Annotated in this window: 1 protein-coding gene; it reads right to left on the reverse strand. The window is 43.2% G+C overall.

Features of this window, described 5'->3' with window-relative positions:
• A partial coding sequence (locus A3757_RS23595; protein WP_156506527.1) for an EAL and HDOD domain-containing protein occupies positions 1–546 on the reverse strand: 546 nt, incomplete at both ends.

Below are 546 nucleotides of genomic sequence, written 5' to 3' on the forward strand. Positions count from 1 at the left end.
TTTAGGCTTGGTTCAATATATTCCGATAGCCTTTCACACATTAGTGCACGTACCAGCGCCATATAGTGCAGCGCTTCGGGCTTGTCGTCCAACTTGCTTAATGCCAGCAAGCTGGCCCAGCTCTTAATTTTATCTATGCCCAGTAAGGTGACTGCCTTGTGAATAGAGTCGATGGTGTTGCTTCGTTTAAAGGCGGCAGAGTTAATTAGCTTGAGAAGCTTGAAGCTTAGTGCCGGGTCTCGGGAAATAATGGAGGTTAAGCCATCCATATCAATCTCGGGTGCTTGAATTTCAGAAATTAGGTTAATTATTGCCATTTTTCCTGCAGCGATTTTCTTACCTTTAATTATCTCGGGCTTGGATAAAAAATAGCCTTGGAAGAGGTCGCAGCCAAGTTCGTGGCAGCGCTTAAATTGCTCAGGTGTTTCGATCTTTTCCGCCAGAAGAGTTACGTCATGCTGCTTAAGGTTTTTAATAGTTGCCTGTAATTCATCATCGTCCATTTCAGGTAGTTCTAGTTTAATAATGTCTACCAGTGGCAATATG

Source organism: Oleiphilus sp. HI0117 (assembly GCF_001635235.1).